10 protein-coding genes are annotated in these 14,634 nt (G+C 71.7%); 6 read left to right on the top strand and 4 right to left on the bottom strand.

What is annotated here, in order from left to right; all coding sequences use genetic code 11:
- Positions 1 to 43 precede the first annotated feature (43 nt).
- Entirely contained in the window at positions 44 to 2,383 is a 2,340-nt protein-coding gene (locus WFK95_RS23425; protein ID WP_336672142.1) for a hypothetical protein, read from the bottom strand.
- A gap of 194 nt (positions 2,384 to 2,577) precedes the next feature.
- Here WFK95_RS23425 and WFK95_RS23420 point away from each other — a divergent pair, with 194 nt between their 5' ends.
- The 3 genes from WFK95_RS23420 (at position 2,578) to WFK95_RS23410 (ending at position 6,431) form a co-directional block, all read left to right on the top strand.
- The gene (locus WFK95_RS23420; protein ID WP_336672141.1) at positions 2,578 to 3,441 is read left to right on the top strand and encodes a TIGR03619 family F420-dependent LLM class oxidoreductase; all 864 of its coding nucleotides are present in this window, start codon (positions 2,578 to 2,580) and stop codon (positions 3,439 to 3,441) included.
- A gap of 94 nt (positions 3,442 to 3,535) precedes the next feature.
- Positions 3,536 to 5,644 carry an NAD-dependent DNA ligase LigA gene (gene ligA, locus WFK95_RS23415; RefSeq protein WP_336672140.1) on the top strand — a complete coding sequence of 703 codons (2,109 nt, stop codon included), beginning with the start codon at positions 3,536 to 3,538 and terminating at the stop codon, positions 5,642 to 5,644.
- Between the two features lie 10 nt (positions 5,645 to 5,654).
- On the top strand, positions 5,655 to 6,431 hold the full coding sequence (locus tag WFK95_RS23410) for an IclR family transcriptional regulator (protein ID WP_224651695.1): 777 nt from the start codon (positions 5,655 to 5,657) through the stop codon (positions 6,429 to 6,431).
- A gap of 6 nt (positions 6,432 to 6,437) precedes the next feature.
- On the opposite strand, the gene hutC is transcribed toward WFK95_RS23410, so the two are convergent.
- Positions 6,438 to 7,187 (bottom strand): histidine utilization repressor, encoded by a 750-nt coding sequence (gene hutC / locus WFK95_RS23405; protein ID WP_336672139.1) that lies wholly within the window; start codon positions 7,185 to 7,187, stop codon positions 6,438 to 6,440.
- A 156-nt stretch (positions 7,188 to 7,343) separates the two neighbouring features.
- Here hutC and hutU point away from each other — a divergent pair, with 156 nt between their 5' ends.
- From hutU to hutG, 3 genes are read left to right on the top strand one after another with little or no spacing between them, the layout of a single operon-like run.
- A complete protein-coding gene (gene hutU, locus WFK95_RS23400; protein ID WP_336672138.1) occupies positions 7,344 to 9,011 on the top strand; it encodes a urocanate hydratase in 1,668 nt (555 codons plus the stop codon).
- Positions 9,011 to 10,189, top strand: a complete 1,179-nt coding sequence (hutI, locus tag WFK95_RS23395; RefSeq protein WP_336672137.1) for an imidazolonepropionase — start codon at positions 9,011 to 9,013, stop codon at positions 10,187 to 10,189. The genes hutU and hutI overlap by 1 nt, the downstream gene beginning before the upstream one ends.
- Positions 10,186 to 11,118 (top strand): formimidoylglutamase, encoded by a 933-nt coding sequence (hutG, locus tag WFK95_RS23390; RefSeq protein ID WP_336672136.1) that lies wholly within the window; start codon positions 10,186 to 10,188, stop codon positions 11,116 to 11,118. The genes hutI and hutG overlap by 4 nt, the downstream gene beginning before the upstream one ends.
- A 564-nt stretch (positions 11,119 to 11,682) precedes the next feature.
- On the opposite strand, the gene hutH is transcribed toward hutG, so the two are convergent.
- Together hutH and WFK95_RS23380 are read right to left on the bottom strand one after the other, a co-directional pair.
- Positions 11,683 to 13,218 carry a histidine ammonia-lyase gene (gene hutH, locus WFK95_RS23385; protein ID WP_224651683.1) on the bottom strand — a complete coding sequence of 512 codons (1,536 nt, stop codon included), beginning with the start codon at positions 13,216 to 13,218 and terminating at the stop codon, positions 11,683 to 11,685.
- Positions 13,218 to 14,594, bottom strand: a complete 1,377-nt coding sequence (locus WFK95_RS23380) for an amino acid permease (protein WP_336672135.1) — start codon at positions 14,592 to 14,594, stop codon at positions 13,218 to 13,220. The genes hutH and WFK95_RS23380 overlap by 1 nt, the downstream gene beginning before the upstream one ends.
- Between the last annotated feature and the right edge of the window lie 40 nt (positions 14,595 to 14,634).

Below are 14,634 nucleotides of genomic sequence, written 5' to 3'. Positions count from 1 at the left end.
CGTAGCGCTCGGCGGCATGCCCCATCCGCGCGTTCAGTCCCGATCAGGCCGCGTCGGCGGTCTCCAGGGCGTCGGTGTCGACAGTGTCCGCCTCCGGCTCGACGGTGGCTTCCGCCGCCGCCGTCGCGGGCGCCTCGGCGGCGGGCTCCGGAGACGTCTCCGTCTCCGGCGACGCCGTGGATCCGGTCGACGGGGCGTCGGGAGCAACCGTCTCGGACGCCTCGACGGCAGGGGTGCCCGTCGACCCGGACCCCGCCGCGGTGGCGGGATCCGCGGACGCGCCGCCGGAGGTCACCACGGTCTCCTGGGCGTCGTCGGCCGGGGCCGCGAGCGCCGCGGCCACGACCGGGGCCTCGGGCGCGGAGGGCTTCTCAGCGGCCGGCTTTCCGCCGCCGAGCGCCTGCTGCGCCAGCGGGATGAGCGTGCCGATCCGCTCGACGTCGTCCTTGATGGTCACGCTCTTGATCCAGCTGTCGAGGGCGGTGAAGGGCGCGAACGGCATGATCGGCACGGTGCCGAGGCCGAACGGATTGGCCAGCTCGATCAGTCCGACGCTGGGGAGCAGGCTGGGCGCGGCACCGTCGATCCGGGTGATGGTGGGCAGGCCGAGGTAGTTCGGACGCATCGTGCCGTTGACCTCGGCGGCCGGGAACACGGTGAGACGGTATCCCAGCCAGTCCACGGTGATCGGCGCGCGGAGGCCGTAGTCGCTGGTGAGCAGGTACCGCGTGGTGCTGCCCGTCTCGGTGGTGGTGACCTCCTGGGTGAAGCGGACGAAGTCGTTGGTGAGCTTGAGCCGCTTCTCCTCGGAGAACAGCGCATCCAGGACCTCCTTGGCCACTGGATTCTGGAGCAGTGCGGCCAGCTCCGCCGGCGGGACCTTGCTGAGGTCACCGCCCGCGAGAGCGGTCAGCACCTGCAGGGCGCCCGGCGTGAGTCCCCGGCTGAGCAGGTTGCCGCTGCCGAGGAACAGGGAGGTGGGATCCGTGAGGCCCCACGACGTCTGCCGGCTCTGGCCGACGGTGGGGGCCCGCAGGTCCTTGTAGTAGTCGAACAGGCCGAGCGTGTTGGAGCACTCGCCGAGGCCGGACGCCGACGCGGACGTGGAACCGCCGAGGCAACTGACCTCCTTGAGGTCCGGGAGCTTCAGGTTCTGCGCGAGCTCCATCGCGCTGGTGATGGATGTGATGTCGACCCCCGCCGGCAGCATGTTGAACTGCGCCAGCAGGTCGAGCACCTTCGAATTCTTGATCTTGTCGAAGTTCAAGGGGGAGCCGAACCAGTCCAGCCCCAGCGTGCTCGTGTTCATGTTGAGCGCCAGGGCGAGGCCGAGGCTCGCGGTGGCCTGCGACGTCGCGCCGGCCCCGTCCGCGCCGGCGAGCGCGAGGGCGAGCTTGTTCCTCGTCTCCGCGATCGCGGTGCCGCCGTAGCGCGAGAGGGCGAACGAGTAGCCGCTGCCGAGGATCGTCGACGAGCCGGACGGGCCGGGGCTGAACTCGAGCACCGTCGGCTTCGTGTAGTCGTAGGTGCGGCCGGACAGCTGCCCGGCGATCCTCAGTGCCTCGGTGCGCGTCGCGAGGTTGCCGTCGACCGTGCGGTACTTCCAGCCGCCCCAGCAGATGATCGTGGCTCCGCTCTCGCAGTAGCGCTCCTGGACCGGCTTGTACGGCAGCGCGGCGGCCGCGGCGACGTCGGCGAGGGTCTTGTACCGCCCGATCGCGGTGGGATCCATGTCCTTGAGGCCGATCGCGCCGAGGCCGATCGCCATCAGGCCCGTCGGCTTGACGGACAGTGCGCTCAGGATGCCGAAGGGGGTCTGCTCGCCGAGGGGGATGGTGGCGATGACGATCCACTTGTCCGGGCCGAGGTTGATCGTGATCTGATCGGCGACGGCGGCGAGGTCCACCCTCCCGGGGAGCACGATCGCTGCGCCGGTGCCGGTGGACCCGCTGCAATCGGTGCCGGACCCGCCGCCTCCCGTGCCGAGCCCGCCCGTCCGGCACGACGCGACGATCGTCGCGACGGCGGAATTGTCGAGGAGCGTGAGCAACTTCTGGACGTCGATCCCACTGAGGTCGGGATTCTCGCCGGTCAGCTTGGTGATGTCGATGCCGTAGTCGCGGAGGTTGACGCCGCCGATGATGATGTCGCCCTGCTGGCTCGCGGTCCGGGCGGCCGCGGCGGCGGCCGAGGCACCGGGCGCTGCTGTCGCCATCGGCGCACCCACGGTGCCGATGAGCGCGGTGGTCGCCGCCGCGGCGACGAGGCCGGTTCGCCATGCCGAGGTGCGCCGATTCATCCGATGACTGGCGGCGCGGGTCGCGCGGCGAGTGGCGCGGTTCGGCTGCAGGTCCGGCGAAGCAGAAGATTTCCCGATCATCATGTGGGTTTCCTTGTTCTTGAAACTACCCAGGTCAATGGTGGCGACAACGTGTATCTTCCGGGACAGGACGTTAACGCAAAACGTGACTGGTGTCACGTTTTCTCCGATTGACACTCTGTCGAGGATGGACGTCGTCGTGGTGAATCCATCGGACTTCTGTGCGTTCTCGGATTGAAACATGTTCTAATTCGATGATGCGGGAACACGGCGTACGCACGGGAATCGTTCAGTTCACCTCCGACCGGGGCTTGACGCCCCAGCGGCTCGCGCCGCTGATCGAGGCGGCGGGTTTCTCGTCCTACTTCGTGCCGGAGCACGGCCACATCCCCACCCGGCGCGACGCGGCGCACCCTGGCACCGGCACCGCGGAGCTTCCCGACGACCGCTACCTCCGCACCCTCGACCCGTGGACGACGCTGGCGGCCGCGGCCGCGGTGACCGAGCGGATCGAGCTCGCGACGGCCGTCGCCCTTCCCGTGCAGGCCGATCCGATCACGCTCGCCAAGACGATCGCCACCGTCGACCACCTCTCGAACGGGAGGGTCGCGCTCGGCGTCGGCTTCGGCTGGAACCTCGACGAGCTCGCGGACCACGGTGTGCCCGCCGGTCGGCGCCGGACCATGCTCCGCGAGTACCTCGAAGCGATGCGCGCGCTGTGGCGCGACGAGGAGGCGCAGTACGACGGCGAGTTCGTCTCCTTCGGTCCCAGCTGGGCGTGGCCCAAGCCGGCCGGATCGGTGCCCGTGCTCGTCGGTGCGGGCGCCACCGACAAGAACTTCACCTGGATCGCGAAGAACGCCGACGGTTGGATCACCACCCCGCAGGACCGGGGGATCACCGACGCCGCCCGCCGGCTCGCCGAGGTGTGGCGGGAGCACGAGCGCGACGGTGCGCCCCGCATCGTCGCGCTCGACGGCCGTCCCGACGGGGACCGGCTGGCCCGCTGGGGCGAGGCCGGCGTCACCGACGTGCTGTACCCCGCGGTCGACTCCGACGAGGCCGCCGCCGGCGAGTACCTCCGCCGGCTGGCCGACGCCGTCGGCGCAGCGGCCGACTGACCGCGGCCGATTGACCGCGGCCGGCTGACGACAGGAGCGCCGACCGGCGTGGAGCCGCGACGACTCGTCAGTGCCAGCGACTAATCTTCAGGGCATGTCGAAGGAGCTGACCGAGGACGACCGCCGCGCATGGCAGGAACTCGCGGAGGAGGTGCGCGGGCACCAGTTCCGGTACTACGTGCAGGACGCGCCCGTGCTGTCCGACGGGGAGTTCGACGCGCTGCTGCGCCGCCTGCAGGAGATGGAGACGGCGTTCCCGGAGCTCGCCGTCGCGGACTCACCCACCAAGCTGGTGGGCGGCGGCTTCTCCACGGAGTTCACCGCGGTCGACCACCTCGAGCGGATGATGAGCCTCGACAACGTCTTCGACGAGGGCGAGCTGCGCGACTGGATCGCCCGCGTGCAGAAGGACGTCGGCGGCGAGGTCGTCTTCCTCACCGAGCTGAAGATCGACGGCGTCGCCCTGAACCTGGTGTACGAGAAAGGCTCCCTGGTCCGCGGAGCCACCCGCGGGGACGGCCGCACCGGCGAGGACGTCACGCTCAATGCGCGCACCCTGCGGGACGTGCCGCACGTGCTCACCCCGTCGGACGAGTTCCCGATCCCCGAGGTGCTCGAGGTGCGCGGCGAGGTCTTCTTCCGCCTCGCCGACTTCGAGGAGCTCAACGCCGGTCTCGTCGCGGAGGGCAAGCCGCCCTTCGCCAATCCCCGCAACTCCGCCGCCGGGTCGCTGCGCCAGAAGAACCCGCAGATCACGTCCCGGCGGCAGCTCGGAATGATCTGCCACGGGCTGGGCCGGATCCAGGGGGAGTGGTCGCCGTCGTCGCTGCACGACGCGTACCGCGCGCTCGCGGCCTGGGGGCTTCCCGTGTCGGCCCATACGAAGCAGGTATCGGGTGCCGACGCGGTGGTGGAGCGCGTCTTCTACTGGGGCGAGCACCGGCACGACCCGGAGCACGAGATCGACGGCCTCGTGGTGAAGGTCGACGAGATCACGCTGCAGCGCCGCCTCGGCGCCACCTCGCGCGCGCCGCGCTGGGCCATCGCCTACAAGTACCCGCCGGAGGAGGTGACCACGAAGCTGCTCGACATCCGCGTCAACGTGGGCCGCACCGGCCGGGTCACGCCGTACGCCTACATGGCGCCGGTCACCGTCGCGGGCTCGACCGTCGAGTTCGCGACGCTGCACAACCCCTCCGAGGTGGAGCGCAAGGGTGTGCTGATCGGCGACACGGTCACCATCCGCAAGGCGGGCGACGTGATCCCCGAGGTCCTCGGGCCGGTCGTGGACCTGCGGGACGGCTCGGAGCGGGCTTTCGTCATGCCCGTCACCTGCCCGGAGTGCGGGGCTACCCTCGCCCCCTCGAAGGAGGGCGACGCCGACATCCGGTGCCCCAACACGGAGACCTGCCCGGCCCAGCTCCGCGAACGGCTCTTCTACCTCGCCGGGCGCACGTGCTTCGACATCGAGGGGCTGGGCTACGAGGCGGCCTCCGCGCTCACCGCCTCGCCGGTGCTGCACAACGAGGGCGACGTCTTCGGGCTCACCGAGGAAAGCCTGCTGCAGGTCCCGCTGTTCACCAACGACGGCGGCACCCTCTCGGCGAACGCGCTGCGCCTGCTCACCAATCTCGATGTGGCCAAGAACAAGCCGCTGTGGCGCGTCCTCGTTGGCCTGTCCATCCGGCACGTGGGTCCGTCGGCCGCCCGTGCCCTCGCGCAGGAGTTCGGCAGCCTCGACGCGATCGCGGAGGCCGACGTCGACCGGCTCGCCGAGGTCGACGGGGTGGGGCGCACGATCGCCGAGGCCGTGATCGACTGGTTCACCGTCGACTGGCACCGCGAGATCGTCGAGAAGTGGCGCGCCGCCGGCGTGCGCCTCGAGGACGAGCGGGACGAGTCGGTGCAGCGCACCCTCGAGGGCCTGTCCATCGTGGTCACCGGGTCGCTCCAGAACTACTCGCGAGACGAGGCCAAGGAGGCGATCCTGGTGCGCGGCGGCAAGGCCGCGGGAAGCGTCTCGAGGAAGACGGCCTTCGTCGTGATCGGTGACGCGCCCGGTTCCAAGGCCGACAAGGCGGAGCAGCTGGGCGTGCAGATCCTCGATGAGGACGGCTTCACCACCCTCCTGACGGAGGGGCCGGACGCGGTGCGGCCCCCGTCGGCCGAGGAGTCGGTCGCCGAGGGGCCGGCGGCGGAGTGAGTGTCGGGGCATGAGCGCCTCGCCCGCGGTGGGCCGCGCCCTCGACATCCTGCTGCTCCTGGCCGGAAAGCCGGGGCCGGTGTCGGCGGCCGTCCTGGCGCGGGAGCTCGACCTGCCGCGGTCGTCGGTGTACCACATCCTGACGGTGCTGCAGGACCGCGGCTTCGTGGTGCACCTGCCCGAGCAGCAGGGCTACGGGCTGGGCGTCACGGCCTTCGAGATCGGTTCCGCCTACCTGCGGCACGCCCCGCTGGAGCGCCTCGCGCAGCCGATCCTGCACCGGCTGGCCATCCAGCTGGGGCAGGCCGTGCACCTGGGCGTGCTGCACGGCAATGAGACGCTGTACCTGCTCAAGGAGCGGCCCTCGTCGGGCCCGGCGGCCGAGGTCTCGCTCATCACCGACGTCGGCGTGCGGCTGCCGGCGCACCTCACCGCCAACGGCCGCGCGATCCTGGCCGCCCTCCCCGACGCGCAGGTGGCGGCGCTGTACACGCGCTCGTCGGCGCTGGTGAGCCGCACCGGCCGCGGACCGCGCTCGCTCGCGGAGCTGCGGCGACTCCTCGCGGAGACGCGCGAGCGGGGCTGGGCCGACGAGGTGGAGGACGTCTCCCCGGGTCTGCGGTCCGTGGGCGCGGCGGTCTTCGACCACAGCGGGCACCCGGTCGCGGCGCTCTCGACCACGTGGCGCCGGCACCTGGCCCTGCCCGAGCCCGGCACCGTCGGGGAGGTACTGCGGGAGGGCGCGGCCCGGCTGACGGCCCGGATCTCCGGGCGCGCGCCGGAGTAGCCGCGGCTACGCGTCGAAGACGCCCTCGAGCCGGTACCGGGTGCCGGGGTGCAGGAGTCGGGCGACCGAGACGACGCGGTCGCGGGACCAGGTGCGCCGCCGGATCATCAGGCCCGCCTCGTTCTCGCCGAGCTGCAGCAACCGGCGCTGTTCCGCGGTCGGCGTGACCGCCTCCACGACGTGCTCGCCGCGCATGAGCGGGGCGATCTCCATGAGGTAGTCGTGCGGAGTGCGGCGGGTGAAGTCCTGTCGCAGGTAGTTCGGCACCTCCGCGGCGACCACGAGGCGGTCCTCGAGCTGGATCGCCCGGTCGTCCTCGAAGTGCACCAGCACCGAGTGGAAGACGTCGGCGCCCTCGGGGACGTCGAGGTCCGCAGCGGTGCGCGGATCCGCGGATTCCGCTGTCAGGGTGCGCACTTCGGCGCGGTGCCGGTGCCCGCGCGCCGCCACCTCGTCGGCGATGGAGTGCACCTCGAACAGGGCGGAACTCGCCTTCGGCTTCGCGACGAACGACCCGACGCCGGCGGTGCGCACGACGAGGCCCTCCGCGGTCAGCTCGCGCAGCGCGCGGTTCACCGTCATCCGGGACAGGCCGAGCGACGTGGCGAGCAGGGTCTCCGCGGGCAGCTGCTGGCCCTCGGTCCAGTGCCCGCTGGCGATCTGCTCCACGACGAGATCCTTGAGGCGGCGGTACGCCGGTCCGGGGAGTCGCTGCGCACGATAGAGCGAAGCGACCTCCGTGTCCGCAATCGTCACCGTCGAACCTCCTCGGTGAGCACACTACCCGGCGGGCCGCCCGCAGATGGTGTCTCGGATGCGAGACATGACGGTGCCGTGCCTGGCCGCAGTGGGTGGATGCCGTGTGTCATGGATCACGACAGCACTTCCGTCCCCTCGAGAGGACTCGCCTCCATGACTCACGACTTCTCCGCCGGCGCCCGTCCCGTGCGCGCCCCGCACGGCCTCGAGCTCTCCTGCCGCGGCTGGCAGCAGGAGGGCGCGATGCGCATGCTCATGAACAACCTCGACCCCGAGGTGGCGGAGCGCCCGGACGACCTCGTGGTCTACGGCGGCACCGGCCGCGCCGCCCGCAGCTGGGCGGCCTTCGACGCCATCGTGGCCACCCTTAAAACCCTCGCCGACGACGAGACCCTGCTGGTCCAGTCCGGCAAGCCCGTCGGCGTCTTCCGCACGAACGAGTGGGCGCCGCGCGTGCTGCTCGCCAACTCGAACCTGGTGGGCGACTGGGCGAACTGGGAGCACTTCCGGCACCTCGAGGCCGAGGGCCTGATGATGTACGGCCAGATGACGGCCGGCTCGTGGATCTACATCGGCAGCCAGGGCATCCTGCAGGGCACCTACGAGACCTTCGGCGCCGTCGCACGCAAGCGCTTCGGCGGCACCCTCGCGGGCACCATCACCCTCACGGCCGGCGTGGGCGGCATGGGCGGCGCGCAGCCCCTCGCGGTCACCATGAACGACGGTGTCGCGATCTGCGTCGACGTCGACGAGTCGCGCATCGATCGCCGCATCGCCCACGGCTACCTGGACACCAAGGCCGCCACCCTCGACGAGGCGCTGGAGCTGGCGATCGCCAAGCGCAACGCCCGCGAGCCGCTGTCGATCGGCCTGGTGGGCAACGCCGCCGAGGTGTTCCCGGAGCTGCTCGCGCGCAAGGCCCCGATCGACATCGTCACCGACCAGACCTCCGCGCACGACCCGCTGTCCTACCTGCCCGTCGGCATCGCGGTCGAGGACTGGCAGAAGATGGCGGAGAAGGACGCCGCGTACTTCACCGAGGAGTCGCAGAAGTCGATGGCCGCGCACGTCGAGGCGATGGTCGGGTTCAAGGACGCCGGCGCCGAGGTCTTCGACTACGGCAATTCGATCCGCGACGAGGCGCGTAAGGGCGGCTACGACCGCGCCTTCGAGTTCCCCGGCTTCGTGCCCGCCTACATCCGCCCGCTGTTCGAGGAGGGCCTCGGCCCGTTCCGCTGGGCCGCGCTCTCCGGCGACCCCGAGGACATCGCCAAGACCGACAAGGCGATCCTCGAGCTCTTCCCCGAGAACGAGCACCTCAAGCGGTGGATCACCATGGCCGGCGAGAAGGTGCATTTCGAGGGCCTGCCCGCCCGCATCTGCTGGCTCGGCTACGGCGAGCGGCACCGCGCCGGCGTCAAGTTCAACGAGATGGTCGCCGCGGGCGAGATCGGCCCCCTGGCCATCGGCCGCGACCACCTCGACTCCGGCTCCGTCGCCTCGCCGTACCGCGAGACCGAGGCCATGGCCGACGGCACCGACGCCGTCGCCGACTGGCCCCTGCTCAATGCGCTGGTCAACACCTCGTCGGGTGCGTCCTGGGTGTCCATCCACCACGGCGGCGGCGTCGGCATGGGCCGCTCGATCCACGCCGGCCAGGTGTGCATCGCCGACGGCACCGCACTCGCGGCGCAGAAGCTGGAGCGGGTGCTCACCAACGACCCGGGCATGGGCGTGATCCGCCACGCCGACGCGGGCTACGAGTACGCGAACGAGGTCGCCCGCGAGCGCGGCGTCCGCATCCCCATGCAGGAGAACTGATGTCGTCCGGCTGGACCGTCGTCGACGGCATCGGCTCGCTCGTCACCAATGACCCCGAGGCGGGGGAGGGGCGGCTCGGGCTGATCCGCGACGCCGCCGTCGTCATCGGCGACGGTGCCGTCCAGTGGGTCGGCCCGTCGGCCCGCGTGCCCGACGGTGCCGCGGGCACGCGCATCGATGTCGAGGGCCGCGCGGTGCTCCCGGGGTTCGTGGACAGCCACTCGCACACCGTCTTCGGCGGCGACCGGGCGGAGGAGTTCGCGGCCCGGATGACCGGCGCAGCGTACGGCGCCGGCGGCATCCGCACCACGATCGCCGCGACCCGTGCCGCCTCCGACGAGGCGCTGTCGGCCAACGCCGCCCGGCTCGCGGCCGAGGCGCGGGCGCAGGGCACGACCACGCTGGAGATCAAGACCGGGTACGGCCAGACGGTACGCGACGAGTCGCGGAGCCTGGACGTGGCGGCGGGCGTCTCCGACGAGGTGACGCTGCTCGCCGCGCACGTCGCGCCGCCCGAATACGCGGGGCGGCAGGATGATTACGTAGCGATGGTCGTCGATGAGATGATCCCGGCATGCGCGCCCCGGGCGAAGTGGATCGACGTCTTCTGCGAGGAGGGCGCCTTCACGGAGGAGCAGTCCCGCGCGGTGCTCACGGCCGGCATGGCCGCGGGACTGGTGCCGCGCGTGCACGGCAACCAGCTCTCGTACGGCGCGGGCGTGCGGCTCGCGGTCGAGCTGGGCGCCGCCTCGGTGGATCACGTCACCTACACCACCGACGCCGACGTCGAGGCCCTCGCGGGCGGGAGCACCGTGGCGACGCTGTTGCCGGGCGCGGACTTCAGCACCCGCAACAAGTACCCCGACGCGCGGGCGCTGCTCGACGCGGGCGTCACCGTCGCCCTGGCGGCCGACTGCAACCCGGGCACGAGCTACACCACGAGCATCCCGTTCTGCATCGCGCTCGCGGTGCGGGAGATGCACATGAGCCCGGACGAGGCCGTATGGGCCGCCACCGCCGGCGGCGCGGCCGCGCTGCGGCGCACCGACGTCGGGGCCGTGCGCGTCGGCATGCGGGCCGACCTGACGGTGCTCGACGCCCCGTCGCACCTGCACCTGGCCTACCGGCCCGGCGTGCCGCTGGTCTCCCGGGTGTTCTCGGCCGGAGTCGAGCGATGACGGACCGGGCACCGTCGGCCTGGACGGGGCGCGACGACGGTCCCGGCGCGGAGCACCGGCGCTGGCACTCCGCGATGGCTTCCGGCCCGGTCCCAGGAGCGACCGCGCTGATCGGCTTCGCGAGCGACGCCGGCGTGGTGCGCAACCTCGGCCGGCCCGGCGCCGCCGCGGGCCCGGCCGCGCTGCGCGGCGCCCTCGGAACGCTCGCGCTCGCAGCCGATCCGGGGATCACCGACCTCGGCGACGTGGTCGTCACCGGCGACGACGATCTCGAGGCGGGGCAGGCGCGGCTCGGCGCGGAGGTGACGTCGGTGCTCGACGACGGCGGTCTCCCGGTGGTCCTCGGCGGCGGCCACGAGGTCGCCTACGGCAGCTATCTCGGCATCGCGGACTCGCGGCTCGTCGCCGACGGCGCGCGCCTCGGCGTCCTGAACCTGGACGCGCACTTCGATCTTCGTGTCGCGCCGCGGCCCAGCTCCGGCACTCCGTTCCGGCAGATGGCGGAGCGGGAGGCGTCCCTCGGGCGACGACTCGACTACGCCGTCGTGGGGATCTCGCAGCCGGGCAACACCCGAGCGCTGTTCGACGAGGCCGAGCGCCTCGGTGTGCGGTACCTGCTCGACGACGAGTGCGGCGTGCTGTCGATGCCCGCCGTGGAGCGCTTCGTGCAGGAGTTCCTCGGCGGGATCGACGCGCTCTACCTCACGATCGACCTCGACGTGCTGCCCGCGGCCGTCGCCCCCGGCGTCTCCGCGCCCGCGGGCCTGGGGGTACCGCTCGAGGTGATCTCGCGGGTGTGCGACGTGGTGGCCGCGAGCGGCAAGCTCCGCCTCCTCGACGTCGCCGAGCTCAACCCGTCGCTGGATGTCGACAACCGCACGGCCCGCACCGCCGCCCGCCTCATCCACCGCATCGTCACCCGCCGCTGAGAGTCCGTCGCGATGGCATCGCCCCGCTCCAGTCGGAGTGAGGGGCGATCGCGACAGCCATGCGTGCCGCGCATGGCGTGAAATGCGCTGTTCATAGACTGTTTCTCCGAGTGAGGCTATGCGCCAGGCGCATAGCCTCACTCGCGCGTGCCGCGGATCTCGCCCGCACCGGTAGCCGTCCCCCGCGCCGCACCGATTCCCCCGTCCGGCGTTTCGTCCCCCGTCGCACGACGCGCGTCCGGTGGGGGCTCGGCCGTCCCCCGCGCGGCGCCGATTCCCCCATCGAACGCCGGCTCTCCCACGCTGAACGCCGGATCCTCGACGTACGCCTGCTCGCGCGAGCGCGCGAGGCGGCGACGCCTCGCCGCAGCCGAATGGGGCCATGCGCCGCGCGCATGGCCCCACCCTCACATCATGGATCTCACCAGCGGAAACGCGGCCATGCGTGGCACGCATGGCCGCCGCGAGCGACTACACGTGCCGCCGAAGCGCCGCAACTGCCGTGCCCCGCTCCGCCGCGCCCCCGCCCCGCACCGTCGCGCCCTCCGGGCCCAGGCAGCCGGCTCAGGCCAGCTCGCCCGCGACCTGCTCCGCCGCGGCCACGAGCGCGCCGGACGCGGCGAGCTCGACGACGGCCTCGATCTCGGGGGCGAGGTAGCGGTCCGTACCGGGCCCCTCGACGCGGCTGCGGATGAGGTCGCGGACCGCGCCGGTCGGGGCGGCGGGCTGCAGCGGCGCGCGCATGTCGATGGCGCGGGCCGCGGTCAGCGCCTCGATCGCCAACACGCGGGTCAGGCCGTCGATCGCGCGGCGCAGCTTGCGCGCCCCGGACCAGCCCATCGACACGTGGTCCTCCTGCATCGCGGAGGAGGGGATCGAGTCGACCGACGACGGCGCCGCGAGGCGCTTGAGCTCGGAGACGATCGCGGCCTGCGTGTACTGGGCGATCATGTGGCCGGAGTCGACGCCCGGGTCGTCCGCGAGGAACGGATTCAGCCCGTGGTTGCGGGCCTTGTCCAGGAACCGGTCCGTGCGCCGCTCGCTCATGGACGCCACGTCGGCGGCGACGATGGCGAGGAAGTCGAGCACGTACGCGACGGGTGCGCCGTGGAAGTTGCCGTTCGACTCCACTCGGCCGTCGAGGGTGATGACGGGGTTGTCCACGGCGGCGGCCAACTCGTAGCCGGCCACGGTCTCGGCGTGCGCGACGGTGTCGCGGGCGGCGCCGGTGACGATGGGGGCGCACCGCAGCGAGTAGGCGTCCTGCACCACGGTGGTGTCTTCGCGGTGGCTCGCGACGATCGGCGAGCCGTCGAGCAGGCGCGTCATGTTCGCGGCCGCGACGGCCTGGCCGGGCTGCGGCCGCAGGGCCTGCAGATCGGCGGCGAAGACGCGGTTGGTGCCCATGAGGCCCTCGACGCTCATCGCCGCGGTGATGTCGGCGAGCTTGAGCAGGCCGCGCAGGTCGTGGCAGGCCATGACGAGCATGCCGAGCATGCCGTCGGTGCCGTTGATGAGGGCGAGGCCCTCCTTCTCCTCGAGCACCACGGGCTCGATCCCGGCGGCGGCCAGAGCCTCCGCGGCGGGGACGAGCGCACCGTCGGCCGTGCGGACCGTGCCCTCGCCGATCACCGCGAGCGCGCAGTGCGCCAGCGGCGCGAGATCGCCGGAGCAGCCCAGGCTGCCGTACTCGTGCACGACAGGGGTGATGCCGGCGGTGAGCAGCGCCGCGTAGGCCTTCGCGACCTCGGGGCGCACGCCGGTGCGGGCGGTGGCGAGGGTGGAGAGTCGCAGCAGCATGAGGCCGCGGATCACCTCGCGCTCGACTTCCGGCCCGGAGCCGGCGGCGTGCGAGCGGATAAGGCTGCGCTGCAGCTGCTTGCGCAGCTCGGTGGGGATGTGCCGGGTGGCGAGTGCGCCGAAGCCGGTGGACACGCCGTAGACGGGCTCCGGGCTGTCGGCGAGCGCGCGGATGTGCGCGCGGGTCGCGGCCATCGCGTCCAGCGACTCCTGCGACAGCTCCACGGCGGCGCCCTCGCGGGCGACCCGCAGGACGTCCTCGGGGCTGACGGGGCCGAGGCCGACGGTGACGGTGCTCATCAGATCTTCTCCATTTCGATCTTCGGGGTGCGGGGGAGGAGGCGGAACGCGACGGCCAGGATGACCAGCCAGGCCGCGCCGACGTAGAGGGCCACGCGGGTGTCCGCGTGGAAGGCGAGCAGGACGGTGACGAAGACGAGGAAGGCCATCGTGATCAGCTGGCCGTAGGGCCACAGCGGTACGGGGAACTTCAGGCCCGCTTCCTGTTCGGGCGTCATCGAGCGGCGCGCCTTGTACTGCGCGGCCAGGATCATCAGCCAGACGAAGATGGTGGCGAAGGTGGCGATCGAGGCGATCACCGCGAAGACGTTCTCGGGGATCAGCCAGTTCAGGACGACGCCCACGAGCAGCGCTCCGGCCATGATGACCACGGTGAGATACGGGACGCCGTTCCGCGAGACCTTGGTCAGTGCCTGCGGTGCCTGCCCGCGCTGCGCCATGCCGTAGAGCATGCGGCCGGCGCCGAAGACGTCGCTGTTGATCGCGGAGAGCGCCGCGGTGATGACGACGACGTTGAGGACCGCCGCCGCGGGGCCGACGCCCAGCGCCTCGAAGATCTGCACGAACGGGCTGCGGTCCTTGGTGATCTCGTTCCACGGGATGATCGTCATGATCACCGCGAGGGTGAGCACGTAGAACAGCAGGATGCGGATCGGCACCGTGTTGACGGCGCGGGGGATGGTCTTCTCGGGATCCTTCGCCTCACCGGCGGTGATGCCGATGATCTCGCTGCCGCCGAAGGCGAAGATGACGATGGCGAAACAGCCCAGGAAGCCGCCGAGACCGGTGGCGAAGAAGCCGCCGTTCGACCACAGGTTGGACACGCCCTGCGAGGTGTCGTGCAGGCCGAAGCCGAAGATGAGGACGGCGATGCCGCCGGCGATCATCGCGATGATCGCGGCGATCTTGATCAGGGTGAACCAGAACTCGAGCTCGCCGAAGGTCTTGACGCCCACCAGGTTCACGGCGGCGATGAAGAAGATGATCGACAGCACCCAGATCCAGCGCGGTACGTCGGGGAACCAGAAGCCCATGTACACACCGAACGCCGTGACGTCGGCGAGCGCGACGACGATCATCTCGAAGATGTAGGTCCACCCGGTCATGAAGCCCGCGAGGGGGCCGAGGTTCGCGGAGGCGAACTCGCCGAAGGAGCCGGCGACGGGGTTGCGCACGGCGAGTTCGCCGAGGGCGCGCAGCACGATGTAGATCGCGGCACCGCCGATGATGTACGCGACGAGGACCGCGGGCCCGGCGGACTGGATGGCGGACGCGGACCCGTAGAACAGGCCCGTGCCGATCGCGGAGCCGAGGGCGATGAAGCGGATGTGGCGCGCGGACAGGCCGCGGACCAGGGTGGAGCCGAGGTCGCTCACGGGGACTCCTTAGCAGGCGAGCGGAGGTGTGTGGCGGATC

Source organism: Tsukamurella sp. USMM236, assembly GCF_037148755.1.
Lineage (GTDB): Bacteria > Actinomycetota > Actinomycetes > Mycobacteriales > Mycobacteriaceae > Tsukamurella.
Note: the sequence above shows the minus strand (reverse complement) of the source record. Positions and strands in the feature narration are given on the sequence as shown.